Origin of the sequence: uncultured Roseobacter sp. (assembly GCF_947491795.1) — a bacterium.
In the GTDB taxonomy this organism is placed as follows: Bacteria; Pseudomonadota; Alphaproteobacteria; order Rhodobacterales; family Rhodobacteraceae; genus Roseobacter.
In genome coordinates this window covers 636,870-652,836 of the sequence record NZ_CANLKW010000003.1, presented here as the reverse complement: position 1 = coordinate 652,836, position 15,967 = coordinate 636,870, and the positions used below count along the sequence as shown (strand labels likewise).

General features: G+C 52.6%; 19 protein-coding genes. 8 read left to right on the top strand and 11 right to left on the bottom strand.

All coding sequences use genetic code 11. The features are described 5' to 3' along the window. Positions 1-16 precede the first annotated feature (16 nt). Together Q1A34_RS14940 and Q1A34_RS14935 are read right to left on the bottom strand one after the other, a co-directional pair. Positions 17-2,281, bottom strand: coding sequence for an ATP-binding protein (locus Q1A34_RS14940; RefSeq protein ID WP_300035722.1), 2,265 nt, complete (start codon positions 2,279-2,281; stop codon positions 17-19). A 323-nt stretch (positions 2,282-2,604) separates the two neighbouring features. Next, positions 2,605-3,351 (bottom strand): hypothetical protein, encoded by a 747-nt coding sequence (locus tag Q1A34_RS14935; protein ID WP_300035719.1) that lies wholly within the window; start codon positions 3,349-3,351, stop codon positions 2,605-2,607. Here Q1A34_RS14935 and Q1A34_RS14930 point away from each other — a divergent pair. Continuing rightward, positions 3,341-3,595, top strand: coding sequence for a hypothetical protein (locus Q1A34_RS14930; RefSeq protein WP_300035716.1), 255 nt, complete (start codon positions 3,341-3,343; stop codon positions 3,593-3,595). The two genes, Q1A34_RS14935 and Q1A34_RS14930, sit on opposite strands and share 11 nt — an antisense overlap. Positions 3,596-3,688: 93 nt before the next feature. On the opposite strand, the gene Q1A34_RS14925 is transcribed toward Q1A34_RS14930, so the two are convergent. The 3 genes from Q1A34_RS14925 to Q1A34_RS14915 all read right to left on the bottom strand — a co-directional run bounded on the left by Q1A34_RS14925 (position 3,689) and on the right by Q1A34_RS14915 (position 4,773). Further along, positions 3,689-3,856 (bottom strand): hypothetical protein, encoded by a 168-nt coding sequence (locus Q1A34_RS14925; RefSeq protein ID WP_300035713.1) that lies wholly within the window; start codon positions 3,854-3,856, stop codon positions 3,689-3,691. 73 nt (positions 3,857-3,929) lie between these two features. Further along, positions 3,930-4,472: a GNAT family N-acetyltransferase gene (locus tag Q1A34_RS14920; RefSeq protein ID WP_300035710.1), complete on the bottom strand. Its 543-nt coding sequence runs from the start codon at positions 4,470-4,472 to the stop codon at positions 3,930-3,932. Then, positions 4,465-4,773: a DUF1778 domain-containing protein gene (locus Q1A34_RS14915; protein ID WP_300035707.1), complete on the bottom strand. Its 309-nt coding sequence runs from the start codon at positions 4,771-4,773 to the stop codon at positions 4,465-4,467. The genes Q1A34_RS14920 and Q1A34_RS14915 overlap by 8 nt, the downstream gene beginning before the upstream one ends. Positions 4,774-5,378: 605 nt before the next feature. Here Q1A34_RS14915 and Q1A34_RS14910 point away from each other — a divergent pair. The 3 genes from Q1A34_RS14910 (at position 5,379) to Q1A34_RS14900 (ending at position 7,658) form a co-directional block, all read left to right on the top strand. Next, complete coding sequence (locus Q1A34_RS14910; protein ID WP_300035704.1) at positions 5,379-6,293, top strand: LysR family transcriptional regulator; 915 nt, start codon at positions 5,379-5,381, stop codon at positions 6,291-6,293. A gap of 116 nt (positions 6,294-6,409) precedes the next feature. After that, positions 6,410-6,880: a nuclear transport factor 2 family protein gene (locus Q1A34_RS14905; protein WP_300035701.1), complete on the top strand. Its 471-nt coding sequence runs from the start codon at positions 6,410-6,412 to the stop codon at positions 6,878-6,880. Between the two features lie 28 nt (positions 6,881-6,908). After that, on the top strand, positions 6,909-7,658 hold the full coding sequence (locus Q1A34_RS14900; RefSeq protein WP_300035698.1) for a VOC family protein: 750 nt from the start codon (positions 6,909-6,911) through the stop codon (positions 7,656-7,658). Between the two features lie 224 nt (positions 7,659-7,882). On the opposite strand, the gene Q1A34_RS14895 is transcribed toward Q1A34_RS14900, so the two are convergent. Then, complete coding sequence (locus tag Q1A34_RS14895; protein ID WP_300035695.1) at positions 7,883-8,359, bottom strand: helix-turn-helix domain-containing protein; 477 nt, start codon at positions 8,357-8,359, stop codon at positions 7,883-7,885. An 83-nt stretch (positions 8,360-8,442) separates the two neighbouring features. Here Q1A34_RS14895 and Q1A34_RS14890 point away from each other — a divergent pair, with 83 nt between their 5' ends. Continuing rightward, complete coding sequence (locus Q1A34_RS14890) at positions 8,443-8,814, top strand: hypothetical protein (protein ID WP_300035692.1); 372 nt, start codon at positions 8,443-8,445, stop codon at positions 8,812-8,814. A 57-nt stretch (positions 8,815-8,871) separates the two neighbouring features. Here the strand turns inward: Q1A34_RS14890 and Q1A34_RS14885 are convergent, their stop codons facing one another. After that, complete coding sequence (locus tag Q1A34_RS14885; protein WP_300035689.1) at positions 8,872-9,447, bottom strand: TetR/AcrR family transcriptional regulator; 576 nt, start codon at positions 9,445-9,447, stop codon at positions 8,872-8,874. Positions 9,448-9,574: 127 nt separating this feature from the next. On the opposite strand from Q1A34_RS14885, the gene Q1A34_RS14880 reads away from it, so the two are divergent. Both Q1A34_RS14880 and Q1A34_RS14875 read left to right on the top strand, forming a co-directional pair. Next, the gene (locus Q1A34_RS14880) at positions 9,575-10,021 is read left to right on the top strand and encodes an ester cyclase (protein WP_300035686.1); all 447 of its coding nucleotides are present in this window, start codon (positions 9,575-9,577) and stop codon (positions 10,019-10,021) included. A 334-nt stretch (positions 10,022-10,355) separates the two neighbouring features. Beyond that, complete coding sequence (locus tag Q1A34_RS14875; protein WP_298922481.1) at positions 10,356-11,159, top strand: methyltransferase domain-containing protein; 804 nt, start codon at positions 10,356-10,358, stop codon at positions 11,157-11,159. A 236-nt stretch (positions 11,160-11,395) separates the two neighbouring features. Here the strand turns inward: Q1A34_RS14875 and Q1A34_RS14870 are convergent, their stop codons facing one another. The 4 genes from Q1A34_RS14870 to Q1A34_RS14855 all read right to left on the bottom strand — a co-directional run bounded on the left by Q1A34_RS14870 (position 11,396) and on the right by Q1A34_RS14855 (position 14,857). Then, positions 11,396-12,580 (bottom strand): aminotransferase class I/II-fold pyridoxal phosphate-dependent enzyme, encoded by a 1,185-nt coding sequence (locus Q1A34_RS14870; RefSeq protein ID WP_300035683.1) that lies wholly within the window; start codon positions 12,578-12,580, stop codon positions 11,396-11,398. A gap of 20 nt (positions 12,581-12,600) precedes the next feature. Continuing rightward, complete coding sequence (locus Q1A34_RS14865) at positions 12,601-13,302, bottom strand: glutathione S-transferase family protein (protein WP_300035680.1); 702 nt, start codon at positions 13,300-13,302, stop codon at positions 12,601-12,603. A gap of 57 nt (positions 13,303-13,359) precedes the next feature. Then, a complete protein-coding gene (locus Q1A34_RS14860; protein ID WP_300035677.1) occupies positions 13,360-13,731 on the bottom strand; it encodes a PadR family transcriptional regulator in 372 nt (123 codons plus the stop codon). 427 nt (positions 13,732-14,158) lie between these two features. After that, positions 14,159-14,857, bottom strand: coding sequence for a dimethylsulfonioproprionate lyase family protein (locus Q1A34_RS14855; protein ID WP_300035674.1), 699 nt, complete (start codon positions 14,855-14,857; stop codon positions 14,159-14,161). 166 nt (positions 14,858-15,023) lie between these two features. Between Q1A34_RS14855 and Q1A34_RS14850 the strand changes: the two genes are divergently transcribed. Continuing rightward, a complete protein-coding gene (locus Q1A34_RS14850) occupies positions 15,024-15,950 on the top strand; it encodes a LysR substrate-binding domain-containing protein (protein WP_300035671.1) in 927 nt (308 codons plus the stop codon). The last annotated feature ends 17 nt before the right edge of the window (positions 15,951-15,967 follow it).

Sequence of the window (15,967 nt, the reverse complement as noted above, 5' to 3'; positions counted from 1 at the left end):
GTGTACTACGCAGACTCTACTTATCATTGAATCTCTCTAGCCTCGTTTCAAAAGTAATAGTGCCAGTCTTCACCGCTCGGGACCTTTTGTTGGACTGGTGTAGCCTAATACCGAAGTTTGGAGCAAATGCTTCTGCGATCTGAAGGGCTGCTGGTAAGCCGATCCCGGTTCCTTGCCTACCGTTCATCGGCATACCACCAACGGCTCTCTGGTATGGGTAGAAGATTCTTTCCACATCGCTCTCCCAAATTAGATCGCCTTCGTTTGCAACCGTGAAACGAATGTGTTCACCTGGAACATCGACTATTCGAACCTGCACAGTTGACGCTCTACGGCTGTATTTTATTGCGTTTTCCATTAAGTTATAGAGCAAAAGCCACAGTAAATCTTCATCCCCAAGGATGAAAAGCGTGCCTTTGTCTACTGGACTGGTTTGATCGCTCATATCGATCACCACATTCCGGCGCGAGCGCTGAACTTCCAAAGAATATCGAACTTCATTGTAAACCGAAAGGAAGTCAACTTTCCTGTTTTGAAAGTTGCCTTCTTTTAATGCCCCCAGAAGGTGTTTTGCCGAATCTGTAAGCGCTCTGGCTCTCGACAATGACGAAATGACATCAGCCATAATCTGTCTGTCTGTTCGCTCACCCTTGATGGTAAATTTCTGTAGAATCTGAGAGTTTTTGCCTTGGTTTATTGCTTTGATATCTTCCAAAGCCGAATTGACCGGGCCGCGCAATACATGAGAAATTTGGGTAAGCATCGAAGTTTGATCATTCTGTAGGTCACAACCCTTCCAAAAAAGCTCTATTTTGCTTGCAAGGCGCGAACAAATTTCGGTTGTAACGTAGCTCGAATATGGCTCGCTAAACATAAAAATGAGAAAACGCTTTCGAAATACTGTCCCAATACTGAACGCTAAACAGTCAAATCCGGAGATCTTGACGCACTTCTCATGATGTGTGTTCATATACGACGTTGCGATGTGATCATACATTAGTAGTTTTTCAAGTTGTTCTGTTTCCAGGTTCTCCGGTATGTTTGAGCCAATGAACGATTTAAAGAATCCCTTTTCGTTCTTTATACTGGTGGCTTCTACAGCAAAAGCGCCCACAACATCATGAACTGAAATGCAAATTTCTTCCATTATTGCTTCCAGAGCAGGTAAAGGGTCCTCTGGAAACACTGTTGGGAGGTGCTTGAGTATCTGATTTGTATGAAATTCAATCCGGAATTGTGCAATTCCATCAAGATATCTTGTTAGAGATTGCTCAATGACACGACGATCTGCCGATGAGTACATGGATCTAAATGTACTACTGAACTCTGTAGGAAGTGTTTCAAAAACTGCAAAATGCTGCGCCCTAGATGTGACTCTTAGTTCTTGAGAATTGGCGTTTGATTCCTCATGGCTATAGAAAGTTGACTGTATCGGAACAACCATCCAGTATGGATTATCCTCTACGTCTTTCAATGTGGTCCACTTACTTCTTAGCCAGCGTCCAGATAAGAGTTCTCCCATATTTTCTTCAATCTCTTGTTTGAAAAACTCAACTCCCATTACAGATTCATCCAAAGCGAACCTACACTGCAATTCGCCCTTGTTTCTTTGAAAGATAGTAATCGTGTCCGAGTGCGTTACAGCACTTAGTTTAGGGATAATTTCTTTCCAATTGACATTTCGTTCTTTCGCGCTCTCCAAGGTCTGCCGAACAGTATTTTCGCATGCGAGAAATCGACTGCTCCGATGCTGCCAAATTAGAGTAGATGCAAGGGACAGAACTGCGTCTACGCTGGCTCTATCGTGCTCTCCTGCGACCGTCATGAATCCAATAAGCGACCTTACAGGATAGAGGTATTGGTCGCGATACTTTTGGCCAAAGCGTGGTCCGGAGAAAGGAAAATGCTCGGCGTAAGATCCGCCAAATTCCTTGGAAATGCTCTCTTTTAATTCTTCATCAGACACACTTGTTTGTATCGGTGATGAAATTATTGATGTATCTGGGCTCTCACCGATTTTCTGTGTTGATGCTGCCAAGTAGAAGAAGTGCCAATCGGGCTCATATTCTTCAGCAAGCCAAATACTAAAGTCAGCTTTGGGGTTCGCTGACTTTGCGGACTGCACTATGCTATTTAGGACATTTGAAATTGGCTCTAGAAATTCTATTGGGGAAATCGATGAGATAATATTTCTCAGGGGCATCTGGTACTCAATCGCGGTTCGGAAAGGTATGCTGTAGTATACTTGTTGGAGAAAAGCACGTTTTTCGACCAGTGTCACCAACAACGTTGGATTGAACGATGGTCACCGTGCCAGTTCGTCCTTTTCTCGTTTTCCCTTAGGTGCTTCACTCATTGTTTGCTTGATTAAAGGAAATTTTGGTCGGCGGTGCTTTGGCTGTTCGAGCATTCAGCCTGGTTGGCTTCGACTTTTATCTAACGTCCACTGCTGCGTCGATGTGCCGATCCTGCAAGCGTCTCCAGCGAAGGAGGCGGTCTTTCCCAAGAAAAATCTTCAAGAAACTGTCCTCAAGAAATTTTCTCGACGTATTCTTTTCCCCCAAACCGTGTGGTGAGGGATGCTCCCGAAGCCATGAAACGGAGCTATGCAGCTTTTGCAGAATGGGGATAGGTGCCAGGGACGGTCAGAAAACGTTTGTCGATCAGCGGATCCAAGCGTTCGATTTCTGCGACAACTAAGCGGCGCCACATTTGGATTTCCAGGTCAGATCCTGAGGGGTAGTTGACGTCGACCTTGGCCAACAGGCAACGTAGTGTGTTTGCTTGTTCATGTCGTTTTGCAAGCTCCAGAAGAGATGAAACGCGCGCTGCAGACTGTGTTTCAGCTTCCTCTTGGCGCTGTACATCGCATTCAATTTGGTTGGTTTGCTCCTGTTTTAGTTGAGCAATTTGCCATGCATATCTGGCAGTTTGAGCATCGCGCTCTTTGATCTCTGCCAGAACAACAATTTCGGTTGTGATCTCATGTAGCGTTGTCTCCAAGGCGGCGTCTTCCGCGTCTTTCCAGATTTTGACGGGCTCTTTGGTTCCGCCCTGCTTGGTCATGGTCAACATAAGCAATGATGGGGTTGCTCTGCTTCTTGGTTCGTCCTCGGAGCCGCCACAAAACTCTAAGTCTATGAAGACGCTCTGGTGGTAAATTCGGATGATCGCCGACGTTGGTTCATCTAGTTTGGGGATGATTACACCGCCAAAATCAGCAAGTGCGTTGGACAGGACGCGCCAAATGCCCTTGATGCGGCTTGTAGGGTTTCCCTGGTTCTTCTGAACGTGCTGGCTGATCCGCACAGCCGAAAAAATCTGAACACGTAGTTCTTTAATGGAACTCAAAAATTCTGGCGGAAGTGAATCTGCTCTACTCCTTGGCCGACCGATGCGGATGCAGTTTGACATTCCCGGTGGGCGAGCTGGCAACGGGATTTTTGATTTTGGTTTTCCGGCACGGACCTTTGACCAGTATCCGCGCGGCGGAGCTGGCACACAGTGTTCTTTGCATGCAGCAGAGATCAAGGTGGTTGATACACGGATGCTCGGTGCCAACTCTGTCATGGGCTGGCTCCAAACCAACTTATGAAATTCCGCTCTGGAATATGATCCTGAGGTTTGCAGCTCGAGGTCTTGGGATAGGGTGGCTCGGCACCTTTTGACGGGTCTATGCAAATTTGAATTAATCAAGTTTCTCGCTGAACTGGTCTTCGCCGAGCTTTCTCAGCATGAGCCGAAGGTCTTCGAAGAGAGTATCACCGCTATCCATTTCGTAGAAATTTGAACGAGGCGTTTTGAGGCGCTCGTTAAGCGTTTCAGCAAGCTGTGCATCAACGTCAGTGTTCGTCATGGATGTGATCCGTCCAAGGCTGTCTGCAAGCTATACATCTCTATCCATCCGTCAATAAGTGATTAGATTTCAGTTACTTGAGTATCCGCCGCATCGCGGCAGACTGTGAGATTTCCTTAATCGATAGGAATACTCTTTTCGGATTTACGTCAGGACCGATTGGTGTGAACCCAAGGTTAGTGTAGAATTTCATCCGCTCGTCATAGGCGTCGTCTTGTAGCACATCCAAAACCAAGGCTGCAGCGCCTATGATCTCTGAAATCTCGAGTGCCTTGGCCATTGCATCCGCTATAAGCGCGCTGCCTAGCCCTTGTCCTTGAACCGAAAGATCAGTTGCCAAAGCAGAAAGATAAACGGCGGGAATTGGATGCCGATCTCTTCGAGTTGCAAGTGCAGGAGAAATGGAAGGTTCGACAGCATGGGCGGACAAAGCATAGAAACCAGCAACCTTGCCGGTTTGGTCAACCGCGCACCAAACTCGAGTTCGGTTGGCTTTGATCTGATCTGAGATGCCTTCCCTAAACCACCTATCCATGGCTAGAACGCCACAAGAAAAAGCCTCGCGATCATGCGAGGCTTTGTCGAACTTTTGAACGCTGAATTTTGGTTTAGTCATCGCCTAGCAGTTCGCTTCGCTTTTCGAACAGAGCGGACAAAGCTGGGTTGGCCTGCGCTGGACGATCAACAGCAGCAGCAAACGCGTCAAAGGCCTCTGATGAAATAACTGTTTTGTGCTGCGCAGCTTCAATCTCCTGAGCCGCACGATATGCTGCAGACGTTATGAATGTGCTGCTGTCCATGCCAACAGCACTCGATGCACGTTCGATTGCATCAATCACCGATGGCTTAAACCGCAGGTCTTTGCGCTGAGACTTGGGCTCGTTGAATGCAGATGTTGGGTCGCTTGCGGGGATCATAGGACACTCCTAACTCAATGCCCATTTAACGTACGATGTACGTACATGTCAAGATGACGCTTATTTCTCGTATCAAGTGTCGAAGTATACTCAGTCCGCTGCTCTATGGTCCCAAAATACTGGTCCGCGTGTTCATGACCCAATTAGTACAACGCTAGCACAGTTCGATTTGCACTTAACAATTTCAATTACTCACCCTGCCGTGACGCGCATTGAAAATCTTCGTGTCGGTGGTTCGATTCCGCCCCCGGGCACCACAAAAATAATTTAAAATCAAAGTGATAGATGGGCTTCACTGACAGTGCCCTCGATAAGATTCCATCTTGGGTATCATATGGGTAGCATTTTGAAGCCGCTTCTCGTGCTACCAAATTAGTATCGGGTCAAATCTGACATCCGTTAAATATTGCCCCGCTGCAGTTTAAGTACCGAAAGCGTACCTTTGCCGAAGTGAGTGCGATGGTGAGATACGAGTAATCTGGCAGCGCGGCAGGGCTTTTCAGTTGGCTTTTCGCCCAAACTGAAATGCAGCGCCCGCACATCGAAACAATTCACTGTCCGATTTCGATTGCACTCACGCGCTAAGTGGCGTCAGTTTCCGGACAATGAAATACCTTGTCTCCAACCACGTTCGCATCTTTCTGGCCATTGTAGATGCGGGATCGATTACCAAAGCTGCAGATGCGCTTGATATGGGAAAGTCAGGTGTCAGCGATGCGCTCAAACAACTTGAGGCGTCGCTTGGGACACAGCTGCTGATCCGAACGACACGCCGTCAGAGCCTCACAGCCATGGGCGAAAAATTCTACCGTCGCTGCCGGGAAATGAACGACCTTTCGAATGCGGCTCTGGAAGAGGTCAGCGAGCACCTTGCCGAGCCCATGGGCCTGCTTCGGATCACCGGACCTCACGCAATGGTCGAATGCACCATCGCGCCTGCACTTGGCGATCTGGTCGCGCGCTATCCCCGCATCGAACCGCAGTTGATTGTGGACGACAAGCGCCTTGATCTGATCCGGGACAACATCGATCTGGCAATAACGGTAGGCGAGCTTCCGGACAGTGAATTCAAGGCGCAACGGATCGGCTTTGCCAGGGATATCCTCTGCGCCTCAACTTCGTTTTGTCGCGACCACGGCCTCGACCCTGAGGTCGGGATTGCCCCGGAAGCCGTGCAAGGCCTTCCGTACGTTGCGCATCACTGGGAAACTTCAGATGCAGTGCATCGCGTCGCGGCGCGGGCGGGGGGCACATCGAAAACTTTCAGGTTCCACAAGATTGCTACGGCCAATTCGGTCAATGCAGTTCAGGCGCTCATCAGCAATGGCGCAGGTATCGGGATCCTGCCGCACTTCTTCTTGCGTGGCAGGCTGGAGACCGGAGAACTTGTTGAGCTCTTGCCGCAATACGAGCCGCGCTCAACGGGCATCTACGCGATCCACCCCTTCGGAACCGTCCCGCCGCTGAGCGTTCGTGCGATGATTGATTTCATGAAGCAGAAGTTGAGCGAGGTGGCATAGGGCCTTTCGCCGGCAGACCACACTGTCCGATTTAGTCGAACGCTCAGTCCGGTGCGAGTGGGTTTTTCGGATAAAGGGACATGCGTATTTCTCTGTCATCAACAACGGAGAATGAAATGCATAACCAGCTTACGACACCGCTCGGACTGACTGTCGCCGCATTATTGGCCTTGTCGGCAGTTCCGGGCCATGCCGACGAAGCCGCTACGCGCGCGGCAAGCGAATTCGAACTCAGCATGGCCGTTGCGACAGCAAGCCGCCAGTGGCGGGATGCCTTCAACGCGGGCGACGCTGCAGGCGCAGCCGCCATGTACGAAGAAGATGCCGTGATGGTGGCCGAGCCATTCGGGACTTTCGAAGGCCGCGAAGCCATCCAGGCATTCTGGACACAGCTTGTCGAAGGCGGCTTTGACGACGTTGTCTATTTCAATACAACCACCGTTGTCGCTCAGGATCTGGAAACTGCCGTGGTCTCCGCTGAATGGCGCATGAACAAAGCGCATGGCATTATCACCAAAGAGCTCTGGGCGCTTCAGCCTGATGGAACGGCGCTGTTGCGCGAAGACCATTTTGAGGTCGCACAATAAGCGCCTTCGCAGCGAAAGGAACAAGACCATGCCCAGAATTGATCAGATCACGTTGCGCTGCCGCGATCCCCAAGCGCAGCAACGGTTCTACGTCGACGTTCTGGGCATGGTTGGTCGCAACGACGGAACGATTGGGTATAGGGATGAGGAAGCAGGGCTGGTTTTCGAGCTTGCGGAAAAACCATATCAACCGTCAAATCAGGATGTGTACTGGAAAATCGCACTCGCGGTGCCCAATATCGAATTGGCCTGTGATCAGTTGCACCGCAAAGGCGTGCAGGTCGGCGCGGCCCGTCAGTTTCAGGACATCGGGTACCTTGCACATTTTCAGGATCCAGAAGGCTTTACAATTGAACTGATCGAGCATTGGTTCAAAGGAAATCGACCCGACCAGCAACACGACACCGCGCGTTTGGGGGGAGGGGCTACGCTCAATCTCCTGACGCTCAGGACCCATGACATCGCCGCCATCCACAAAAGCTGTTTGGATTGGGGAATGACTCCACTCTCCGTGCAGCATGTGCATGGGTTCGGATTTACGCTGTACTTTTACGCGTTCACTGACGAGCATCGCCCGAACCCTGACCTGACCGCCGTCGAGAACCGCGAATGGCTTTACCAAAGACCCTACACTGTCCTTGAAATCCAGGAAATGGAGGAAGCGCCCCAGATGCACCCCACGCCCGATGGCGCCGCCGGTTATGCTGGTGCAAAATTTGCTGGAATGGTGCGTGAACTGTTACCGAACGCGTTGCAGATTTCAGCTAAAACGCTCTGACTGAACCCCGAAATTTGACCCAACACATCAATGGTCAAATACCCGAACAACGAATTGCCTAACCCGGCCCTAGTCAGACGCTGAAGATGCTCATCGATGTTGCATTGCGGCTTCCCGGAAGCGGACATTTATCGCTATCTCACTTTACGCACCGATCTATGGACGGAACCGCGCTTCGAAGCGAGCGAGACGCAATTTTGGTAGGTGTACGATAATCAGCTTATTCATCGAGATGTCTGCGAAAACTCAGGAAATACATCCCGCAAGTCCACCACTCTTTTGTCGTCGTTCACCAATGCAACCCGGAGATCCGAGTTATCTCGTCGCTCTCGAAAGCGAACGGGCTTTCCCTCGCGTTCATCCAGCCAATGATCCGCCCATTGTGTGAGTGCGATGAAGGGAATGGTCAGCGCATGCGTCATGGGTGACGCCACATATTCAATGCGCGCCCGCTCCCCTTTGATCTTGTAGCCTTCCTTTTGAAGAAAGCCGGCGTCACAAAGCCGCTTCAGACGACTGCTGAGCACCGATTTCGTAACACCGATATCGGCCTGGATATCATCGAAGCGGACCACGCCATAAAGCACGGACCGCAATATCATCAGGCTCCATTTGTCCCCGATAACTTCGAAAGCTCGCGCCAGGTTGCAGTCAACCGGCGCAACCGGAGATCGCTGAACTGCGCGACTCGTTTCCGTCAAGGCATCACCTCAATCCTGCCTGGGTTGCAAATTACTACTCAGATGTTAGAATTCACTATCAACCTGAGTCAATCGGTCTTTCTATGCAGTATTTTATCATCGGAACTCTGCTGGTCACTGGCGTCATCCACCTGATCCCGCTGTCGGGCGTGCTTGGGGGAGCACATCTGCAAAGACTGTACGGAGTTGAGGGTTCGACACCTGATCTTGAGCTTCTCTTGCGCCATCGCGCCATTCTATTTGGTCTGCTTGGTGCATTCCTGATTTACGCTTCGGTGAAACCGTCCGTTCAGACCATTGCACTTGTTGGCGCCTTGATAAGCGTCGGATCGTTTGTCTTGCTTGGCTGGCGTGACGGGTCGAGTGCGCAAATCAATCGCGTTGTCTGGATCGATGTCGCGTTGCTTTTGCCGTTGTTCGTCGCACTCATCGCGCCGATCGTCCGTGCCACTTGATCCTACGGGCGCGGATGACTTTATGGACGTTCTCGAAGAAGTCATCCCCACGGGCCTTCACTCTGACGTTTTGCCTCTCGATATCATGATATTGCAAAGATCGACCATGAGTTGAATGCGTTGATCCACATTGGGGACTGCTGCGTTACTGTAGAGACCAAGCCATGACAGATAGACAAGGTTTGCTCGGACCTCAGCTTCGCTCTTTGAAAGTCCACAGCCTTCGATCAATCGGGCAAGGTAGTGCGTTCTGTGTTTATCGACGCCTTGAAGAACCGCTCGCGCCTTTCCATCTTCTTTTGCCCAGTCTCTGATCCCCAATTCCAGCCTGCCATCATCTGCGGCGCATATCTTTAGGAGGCGAAGCAAACGTTCGCGAGGCGCTCCGCCTTGCGCTTCGTTTTCAGAGATAATTCTTTTTGTTTGTTCATCGGTCCATCGCTCCAGCAGCGCATTAAGCAGATCGGCGCGGTTCGCGAAATGCCAGTAGAAACTGCCTCGAGTGATTTGCAGGCTCTTTGCAATTGAATCGACCCAGACCGCCTTCGGACCACCGCTCTCAAAGAGGCCTAGCGCCGCAGCGACCCAGGCGTCCCGAGAGAATTGCTCACTTTGCGGAGTACCCTGTTCCATACGGTATGTATGGAATCCAATTCTAAGGCATGCAATAAGAACCACCATACATACTGTATAGAACATCGAAATGCATGGAAGTTGGCAAGCATTGTTGTGCGCAGCATTCATTTCAGGAAGACAAGTTTTGGCAGAGGATCGTTCAACGGAAGAGGCCCAAAATGTGCGCGCAGCACAGCAATTCTTCAGCGCTGGCTGGGGCACAAGCGACGGCTGGCAAGATCACTGGCGATCGGCCGTATCGGAAAGCGCAACGTCGTACTTTCATGCGTTCCCGCCTGTAACCGGAGTCGAAAACATGATCGACTTCAACGCAGAGTTGTTCGTCGGATTTCCACGGTTGGAAATGTCGATCCAGGGAATTGTTGCCGAAGGAAACAACGTTGTCGTGATGGGTCATCTCAGCGGCACACACGATGGTCTTTTCCTGGGTGTACCTGCATCCGGTGCCGAAGTGAGTGTTCCTGATGTCACCATACTGACCTTCCGCGATCGCCAGATCCTAGAGATGCGCTATTTTACCGATTTGATGGCGGTCATGACTTCAATTGGCGCGTTGCCGCCAAATGAGTAGTCCGACGAAGCTTTACTTCGGTTCCAGCGGTAAGGCCGGTGAGTAAAACCACTAACGCGGCAAGCGGCCTTCGGAGCGAACGCGGCATGCTGAAACCAAGGGCACCCGCTTTGTTGGGAGCGGCCCCAATCAGACATCAGCCCACCCTCGGCCATGCTGCGATCGCAGCCCGCATAGCGGACCTTCGCGCAGCGTGCAGCATTTCCACAATGCGTATGACCGGGTCGCGGGACACCAAGTTACCGTCTGATCGAGCTGCTCAAAGGCCCGGTTTTTTGATTTCTTGGGTAAGTGTGTCTAGCATTTCGGCAGGATGTATTTTGAGAGCTAAGCCATGTCTGACCCATATTCTGATCTTGGCGCACAAGACACTGCGCTTCAGGAACGTATAGCAGCGGCGATGGAAGCCCGTTGCCTTGAGCCCGCACAGGTCGCAATTCGCAAGGCCTACTTGAGTGACCTAAAGCTCCCGAGCGATGCGCGTGCGTTGGAACTCGGGTCCGGCACAGGCCACGTAACCAAGGACCTACTGGACCTTGCTGGCGCGAAAACAGCGCATGGGCTGGAACCTTCACCGGTGATGGTTGAACGGGCGAAAAAGAGCTTTGGAAATGATACACGGCTCAGCTTCGACATCGGTGATGCAAAGGACACGGGGTTTGAGGACGCCTCATTCGACCTGGTTTTGATGCATACCTTGCTGTGTCACGTGCCCGGCCCTGAAGCTGTTGTGCAGGAAGCTTTCCGCATCCTGAAGCCGGGCGGTGTGTTGGCGATTTGCGACGGCGATTACGATACCGCGACGGCACAGATTGCAGATTTCGATCCGCTGGATCAACTTATTCGGTTCATGATCAATCAAAACGTCACCAACCTTTGGATCATGCGACAAGTCTCCGGAATACTCGCCAAGACGGGCTTTCAACTTGGGGCACGAAAGGGGCATGGATACGTCGCCGAAGCAGAAGCGACATACTTCTTGACTGTCATAGACCGAGGTGCCGACCGTATGATCGAAGAACGTGTTCTGTTTCCCGAAACAGCAGAGGCGTTGAAGGCCGAGGCACGACGCCGGGTGGCTGAGAAGACCTTCTTCGGCTTTATGTCTTACGTAAGCCAGATTGCGACAAAGCCATAGACAACTCAGCATTCACTTAGACCGGACTTTCGTTCGCGGCGCAGCGCTTGACAGAGTGGGCTCTTCGCGGTCAACGAAGGCGGCGCAGGATCCCGCAACCAAGCGGGCTGAATCACGGATGAGGACGGCCCTTAAGAGACATTCAACGCCCACCTACGATGCTGCGGTTGCAATCCGCATTCCTGCCATTCGTTGTGGGAACAAGATACCGTTAGCGGATGTAGGCAACCGGCACCCTAATCGCCATACACCTCCACTCGATCCAGCACATCATTGAAACGCCGAAGCGAATCCTGAATATCGCTGCGCGGGGCGGCGATGTTGATGCGGATGAACTGGGTGGCCGTATCATCGAACCATGTGCCCGGCGTGGCACCGAAGCCTGCTTCGCCTAGTTTGGCCTTGAGCGCTTCGCCCTCGAGCCCGGTATCCGTGCAATCCAGCCAGACCTGATAGGTGCCTTCGACCGGTGACATTTTCACGCTGGGCAGATCATTGGCCAGAAACGCGCCGATCCAGTCCACGGTGCCTTGCAGATAGGTCAACAGCTCATCGACCCATGCGTCGCCCTTTTCATAGGCTGCGATGGTGGCAAATGTTGTGAAGGCATTGCCATGGCCAAGATACATCGCGTCTTCGACGTGTTTCATCCGTTTCAGGATGCCCTCGTTTTCTGTGTAGATGTAGCCATTTGAGATGCTTTGCATGCCAAAGGTTTTGGCAGGGGACCCCAGCACCGCGACATGCCGCTGGTTATCTAGAGACGATAGGCTGGTGAACTTGTGGTCGCCATAAAGGATGTCGGCATGGATTTCGTCACTGATGATCGTCACACCGTGACGTTCGGCAATTGCGACAACCTGTGCGAGTTCCTTGGCCGTCCAGACCCGGCCAACCGGATTATGCGGGTTGCACAGCAACATCAGCCTGACGTTTTCGGGGGTCAGTTTGGCCTCAAGATCGGCAAAGTCCATCCGGTAGTGGCCGTCGTCGTTGATCAACGACGATTTGATAATCTCACGCCCTGCAGAGCTGATGATCTTGCCAAACTGGTGGTAAGCGGGGACCTGGATCAGGACGCCATCGCCCTTGTCAGACAGCTCTCGGATCAGCAAGGAAATCGCCGTCAACACGCCGGGGAACGGCACGAAGTTTTTTGGGTTCAGCACCAGGTCATGTCGGCGGGCGAACCAGCCAGAGATCGCGGCAAAGATGCCTTCTGAATTGAATTCATAGGCAAATTGCCCACGTTCGGCGACGTATTTCAGGGCCTCTTTGATCGGGTCGGCGATGGGCAGGTCCATATCGGCCACCCAGAACGGGGTGACCTGATCGGTGCCGTAGAACATTTTCAGATAGTTGGGGTTGTGGCGCACAAAGGTGTCGCCTGTTTTCGCGGGGGCGGTGTCAAATATGCTCATGGCCGTGTCCTATCCCGCGCTCAGCAGCACATTTCCAACGGCGTGCTGTCGCTGAACGCGTGGTTTTTGGCGGCGGCACCACGGCCCAGATAGGTCTGGTCGGACAGGTAGAAGTCCGAGAAATCCGCGACAAAGTCGGGTGCGACTGATTTGGCGGGCAGGCCGGATTGCATGATGTTGGTTTGCCAAGCCTTCAGCTTGGGCCGGTTGCCAAGGAAGTCATAACCGCTTTTCTGTTCGATGATGCAGGCGCGGTGCAACAGCACCAGCCAAGTTACATCAACCATGCCAATCTCATCACCCGCAAAGAATTTAGTGTCGCCCAACTGTGCCTCGACCGTGTCGAAGGCCTTGTTCAGCTTTTGGCTGCGTTCGGTCAGGATGTCCTGATCGGCGCTGCGCTGCGCGCCGCATTGGGGCAGGTAGTGCTTGGTAGCCAGATAGCTCCAAGCGCGTTCGCGCGCCTTTTCCACAGGTGTCAGGCCTGCGCGAAGGGGGGCGTAGGCTTCTTCGATGTATTCCACGATCGCGTCGCTTTCAAAAAGCGCCTCGCCCTCGTCGGTGATCAAGAGCGGCACCTGCGCGTTGGGTGAGATGTCCAAAAACCACTGGGGTTTGTTGCTAAGGCTGATGAATTCCAGGTCATAGTCGATGCCTTTGGCTTCCAGCAGTGCGGTGACGCGCTGAACAAACGGGCAGATCTTGAAGCTGACGATTTTCATGATGGGTCCTTGTCGTTGGCTCGATGCATCGAGCATCAAAGTATATTGGCAAATTTTTTATGGGCAGGTCGTGCAGGAACAGTCCTGAAGGCAGCGTGTGATCTTCATCCATTCGGTCAAGGCGACCTGGAAGGCCTCGCGTCCCTTGTCGGTCACCGCGTAGATCTTGCGTTCCCGGCCCGAGACGATTTCGGATTTGAAGGTGACATATCCACCTTCGGTGAACTGCTTGAGCACTGGATATATCGTGCCTTCACGCGGGGTGCAGCAGCCATCAGTGCGCCGTTTAACCGATTTGGCGATGTCGTAGCCATGCAATTCCTCATCCTGCAGAACGCAAAGAATGAAGAACTTTGACAGGCTCATTTTAATCGTATTGCCCCAATAGTCGGGGTCGAGCAGGTTCGGTGTGTTCGCAATCTTGTTCATGCGGTTCACATATACCTCGATCCTCGATGCGTCAATAGAATTTCTCCCCTGCCCGCGCCCTATCCGCCCAAGGCAAGCAAAGTCGCGATCTGTACGCCAATCTGTATCTCTGAAACCTGACCGAAGTGACTTATGTTAGTGCTTCGCACTTGGCCGTTGGCCCCAAAGTTGCCATTCGTCGTTTTGCAGCGATGCGGTAGGTACGACTCTCAACGTACATCGAAAGCGGTGCGGCATCTCCTTGCGGTCAAATCGGCTACCGATGCGGGCGGCCCATAAGAGACATTAACCACCCAATCGCTATGCTGCAGTCGCAGCCCGCTTTGCGGTCATTCGCTGCAAGCGCGAACTTCTGGCTTCGTCGAACTCACACATCGCGGGACATTGCTGCCTTACACGAACTCCGAGGCAATGTCCGCCAGTGGTGTCAAAACTCGTTCCGGAACAGGCTATCTTCTATCTCTACCCAGTCCGGGAACGGAACGACTCGGCAAATGGAACCGATGTTTTCCAACCAGACGAACACCGACAGAAAGGGGCGGTCATATGCGCGTGTGGCATGGGATTCGCCGGGCGCATTCCATATGATCGATCCGGCCTCGTAGTCTTGCCACACTTTGGACGACAACCTCCATCCCGAGCGAGGGGACAGGTTCACGTAGAGCTCTGGTGCGTCATGGGCATGATCGCGGTAAAGTGTTCGCGGTCCCAGCATGAAGAAGCCAAGACAGAAGTCTTGCGCTTCAAACCCACATGCATTCGGACCGATAAGCAGGCTGTGCAAGTTGCAATTGCGATACCCGTCGCCAAGATCGGCATTCGGCGCGTAGAATTGTGCGTTGTCTTCGCGCCAGACCAGATCGCGTCGGGCGCGTTTGAGGCAGCTAGCAATGTCACGCAAGTCCGGCGAGGTGATGTCTTCAATCGCTTCGGTCAGAATAGTAGCATGACGCGTGTCACGCGGTGGGACATCCACGGAGGCCCTCAATGAAAGGTCCATGGCCCGCATCTTCTCCAACGCCTGATCTATGCCCGTTGCACGGGCACGATTGGCCTCGAAAAACTGGATGATCGCGCGGACGAGCGCATGGATGCGCATGGATTTTTCTGTGTTCGTACCAGACATGGATGATCCTGATGAGCCGGATTTTCCGGCCGTTTTTCTTCAGACAGATTGACCGCCCGGCCTCGCGTTGAGTAGTGAAATGAATTGTTTCACCGGCAAAAGATATTTACCGTTTGCTGCGGGGTTTTTCGGCTGACCCCGCGCTTCACTCTGAAGGGAAGAATACTTGGCTACACGCATACCCACCTTAACGTCTCTTCGTGCTTTTGAAGCTGTCGCGCGCTTCAGGAGTTTTCGAAAGGCAGCCGATGAAATGCATGTCACCCATGCTGCCGTCAGCCATCAAATCAAAACACTGGAACAAGCTGTCGGCATCCAACTGTTCGTTCGAAACAGCCGGTCCGTGGAACTGACACCGGCAGGGGCGCAATACTATCCGTCGATCCGTGAACACATTCAGGGCATCATGGACGCCACGCAGCGCCTGCAAGCGCCGGATGAGGCGAATGTTCTGCGGGTGCAATCCTACAACAGCTTCAACACGATGTGGCTGCAGCCCCGGCTTGCCGAATTCTTGCAGGACAATCCGACGATCCGGGTCCGCATCATTTCGTCCTTTGAAGATGGGAACTACGACATTCACCGCTTTGACGTAGGCGTTTTCAACGGGCCGCCTTTTGATCCCCGATATGACTATCGGTTCCTGTTTCAAACCGACATCTTCCCGGTTTGCGCGCCGGGTTGGGCGGGAGCGCAAGAAGGTCCCGCTAATCTGGCCTTGCTGGACACTGCAGAACTTCTCTCCGTCCCAAACACCGGGAACGTGGCGGACTGGGACTGTTGGTTGCGCCACGTCGGCAGAAGCCCCGAAAAAATGGCCTACGGGCCAGTTTTTGACCACTACCCGCTGGTTCGCGAAGCGGTGCTGAATGGCAAGGGCATTGGCATTGCGCGTGCGCCTTTTGTCGCGCGTGATCTGGCCATTGGTCGCCTGATCAAACCCTTCGAGCAGACGGTCCCCGAGCCTCTGCCGTGGTTTGTTGCGACAAAAAAGGAGGGGAAGCCCGACCCGAGCATTGCCCTTTTCGTGGATTGGCTGATAGCGGAGATGGAGTCCGACCCGACCGTTAGAACCACACAGACAGCTGCTTGACAGGGAGGCGGTCTCCA

Coding starts and splice junctions, on each gene's coding strand:
- Q1A34_RS14910 (WP_300035704.1), top strand. CDS start 5,379: ATGAAATACCTTGTCTCCAACCACGTTCGCATCTTTCTGGCCATTGTA.
- Q1A34_RS14900 (WP_300035698.1), top strand. CDS start 6,909: ATGCCCAGAATTGATCAGATCACGTTGCGCTGCCGCGATCCCCAAGCG.
- Q1A34_RS14860 (WP_300035677.1), bottom strand. CDS start 13,731: ATGAACAAGATTGCGAACACACCGAACCTGCTCGACCCCGACTATTGG.
- Q1A34_RS14930 (WP_300035716.1), top strand. CDS start 3,341: ATGGAACTCAAAAATTCTGGCGGAAGTGAATCTGCTCTACTCCTTGGC.
- Q1A34_RS14890 (WP_300035692.1), top strand. CDS start 8,443: ATGCAGTATTTTATCATCGGAACTCTGCTGGTCACTGGCGTCATCCAC.
- Q1A34_RS14920 (WP_300035710.1), bottom strand. CDS start 4,472: ATGACTAAACCAAAATTCAGCGTTCAAAAGTTCGACAAAGCCTCGCAT.
- Q1A34_RS14865 (WP_300035680.1), bottom strand. CDS start 13,302: ATGAAAATCGTCAGCTTCAAGATCTGCCCGTTTGTTCAGCGCGTCACC.
- Q1A34_RS14925 (WP_300035713.1), bottom strand. CDS start 3,856: ATGACGAACACTGACGTTGATGCACAGCTTGCTGAAACGCTTAACGAG.
- Q1A34_RS14885 (WP_300035689.1), bottom strand. CDS start 9,447: ATGGAACAGGGTACTCCGCAAAGTGAGCAATTCTCTCGGGACGCCTGG.
- Q1A34_RS14855 (WP_300035674.1), bottom strand. CDS start 14,857: ATGTCTGGTACGAACACAGAAAAATCCATGCGCATCCATGCGCTCGTC.
- Q1A34_RS14870 (WP_300035683.1), bottom strand. CDS start 12,580: ATGAGCATATTTGACACCGCCCCCGCGAAAACAGGCGACACCTTTGTG.
- Q1A34_RS14915 (WP_300035707.1), bottom strand. CDS start 4,773: ATGATCCCCGCAAGCGACCCAACATCTGCATTCAACGAGCCCAAGTCT.
- Q1A34_RS14905 (WP_300035701.1), top strand. CDS start 6,410: ATGCATAACCAGCTTACGACACCGCTCGGACTGACTGTCGCCGCATTA.
- Q1A34_RS14875 (WP_298922481.1), top strand. CDS start 10,356: ATGTCTGACCCATATTCTGATCTTGGCGCACAAGACACTGCGCTTCAG.